This is a genomic window from Candidatus Hepatincolaceae symbiont of Strigamia maritima, from assembly GCF_055505085.1.
This window is the reverse complement of record NZ_DBKDTU010000107.1, coordinates 1-2,369: the sequence shown is the minus strand read 5'-3', so window position 1 is coordinate 2,369 and position 2,369 is coordinate 1. Positions and strand designations below refer to the sequence as shown.

Below are 2,369 nucleotides of genomic sequence, written 5' to 3'. Positions count from 1 at the left end.
TCTTCAGCTTGTTCTTTAGTTAGGTTTTTAATAGTTTCTTTAGTAGCGGTTTTATCTATACTTTGTAGAAAACGTAGGGATATCCCATGATTTGTAACCCCTCCCCTATCAACTGGATTATCTACATAGCCACCCTCATTCTTAAATACTTTCTCTACTGCTTCCTTGAAGTTCGCCATTATATAATTGCCTCTTTATTTATTTTGTAATAAATAAATATTACAATTAAATCAGATTAAAAATAAGATGCTCATCTTTTGACAGAGATTTGAAAAAAAGTGTAAAAAATAAGTTTAATCTCTAGTAAAAATAGATATTACTATTCTTAAACATAAATATACGGAATACATACTAATAACAAATAATATATTTGTTATTATGTTGTTAACTTTTAATAATACAGTCATAATAGTTATTAACGATATTGCAATACTAAATTGGTAATATGATAAGATAACTTTTATCTCTTTTTTATTCCGCTTCCTAATATCAATTTTTTGTAGTTCTAAATACTTTGAAGATAATAAGATTGATAAACTTGTCATAGTAAAGCCTGTAAAAGTTGCCAGAACCGTAATAATACTATTTATCTCCAATGAGATATTAAAAAAATATTTAAAAATACCGTAAGAAATAAGCGAAATAATAACTAAATACCAGTAATGTTCTTTATACATCTATCTTTCATCTATTTCTTTTTTTAGTCTATTGTATACATCTTTTTCATCAAACATTCCATTATTATAATCAACCATTATAGCAATAGATTCATATAAAATATCTGTATTAAAAACTTTTTGTAATTTACTATCTTTATCTATTGCCGAAATATCTATATCTACTGATTTACTTAATAAAGAAACAATTTTATCTTTGTGTTTTGAGGATACACTTGAATATAGTAAATTATTGTTGGTATTTATAATAAAAAATATCTGTTTAACTAGTAAAGCTTCTTTTTCGCTATTTTTATTTTCTGTTTTTATAAAAGTTTCAACATGCGTTACTTTGCTATCATAAGGAGAATTACTCCCATGTTTTAAATATATATAAATATAATCTCTAGCTTCTGATCTTACTACAGTACACTCATAGCATTCTTTATCTATTTTGAATGTGTGTTCTATATCTTTTACTATAGAAAAATCAAACTCAACATCTATCTTGTTAAATTTTAACTCTTTCATTTTATAAAGCCTATTAATAATATTAAACTTATCAGTAATAATTTCTCTTATCTCATAATATATTATAGTATCTTTCAACATTGTTCACCTCTTTTTTTTATATGTTCATGTAATTTATAATTAAACTATTATCATTCTTAAAATAACTCTCCTTGAGTTTTATTAATTACTCTTTTCTTAGCTCTTCTTGCAGAAGAATAATTAATATGTAATTGTTTAGCTATTTCATTATGAGAGTAGCCTTTTCTTACTAATAACTCTGCTTGAACTTGATTTCTTTTATAGATATTATTCATACCACTTGGAAATACTAAAGCTTCACCTCCATAATTTTCTACCAACCATTTAAAAAACTCTTCCCCATACTTCATAAACACATGATTTTTCTTTACTTTTGTTGGTATATAATACTTATACCCTCCCAACTCAAATGAAATCCTCCAAGCTAATGCTTCATCTTGCAAATCTTCTATAAGTTTTATATAAAATAAAGTATTAAATATTGAATGTATTTTTCCCACTTGATTTTTCCCGTATTCTAGGTTATACTTTTTATTGGTTTACAGTATTTTCTAGAATACAAGAATAGAGAGCTAGCTAATTGGGAAATTAGTTAGCTTTTTTTTGTTATGTAGCTCTATTATTCCAATTCTTTAAGGCTTCTATAACCTTATTTTTTGTATCGTCATAGTAGCAGTGAGGTTTATTAATCTCTAAGTAACCTACATTAAATCTATTTTCTAAGAATTTGTTTAAGCCTAGATTACTACTATCTCTTAGCTTATTTTGTTCTCCTAGTTCCTGCCACAACTTAAATATCTTCCTCATTTTAGGACATTCTGTCTCTACAAAACTAAAATTAGAATTACTTTTATAGGTATTGTATTCTGGGGTTTTCTCTATAAACCACAATCTATTAAACTCTTCAATTACTGCTTTTAATTGCTTCATGTTTAGTTTCTTACAACTATCCTTACCTGTTACTCTTAATAGAATATCCCTATATATCTCATCATCAAGATGTACCCTATTCTTTAATACATGTATCTTGGCTATTAGTTTTTGTCTCATTTTAATTACTCCTTAAATAATTTTTACCGTTGATTTTTATTAATTTGCCCCTGTTTTTCCATTCCTCAAATAAATTCTTGGCTTTACTCCTTGCAATATCCTGATTTTTTG

4 protein-coding genes are annotated in these 2,369 nt (G+C 25.8%); all 4 read right to left on the bottom strand.

The window, feature by feature from the left end:
• Window positions 1–179: glycosyl hydrolase 108 family protein (locus ACQCX0_RS02585; RefSeq protein ID WP_462562604.1), on the bottom strand; the 179-nt coding region annotated here is incomplete at its 3' end.
• Between the two features lie 498 nt (window positions 180–677).
• Complete coding sequence (locus ACQCX0_RS02580; RefSeq protein ID WP_462562603.1) at window positions 678–1,268, bottom strand: hypothetical protein; 591 nt, start codon at window positions 1,266–1,268, stop codon at window positions 678–680.
• Window positions 1,269–1,324: 56 nt separating this feature from the next.
• Window positions 1,325–1,708 carry a hypothetical protein gene (locus ACQCX0_RS02575; protein WP_462562602.1) on the bottom strand — a complete coding sequence of 128 codons (384 nt, stop codon included), beginning with the start codon at window positions 1,706–1,708 and terminating at the stop codon, window positions 1,325–1,327.
• 106 nt (window positions 1,709–1,814) lie between these two features.
• Window positions 1,815–2,258, bottom strand: a complete 444-nt coding sequence (locus tag ACQCX0_RS02570; RefSeq protein ID WP_462562600.1) for a phage protein GemA/Gp16 family protein — start codon at window positions 2,256–2,258, stop codon at window positions 1,815–1,817.
• Window positions 2,259–2,369 lie beyond the last annotated feature (111 nt).

Bases quoted from the DNA above. Each gene is read 5' to 3' on its own strand.
- ACQCX0_RS02570 (WP_462562600.1), bottom strand. From the start codon at position 2,258: ATGAGACAAAAACTAATAGCCAAGATACATGTATTAAAGAATAGGGTA.
- ACQCX0_RS02580 (WP_462562603.1), bottom strand. From the start codon at position 1,268: ATGTTGAAAGATACTATAATATATTATGAGATAAGAGAAATTATTACT.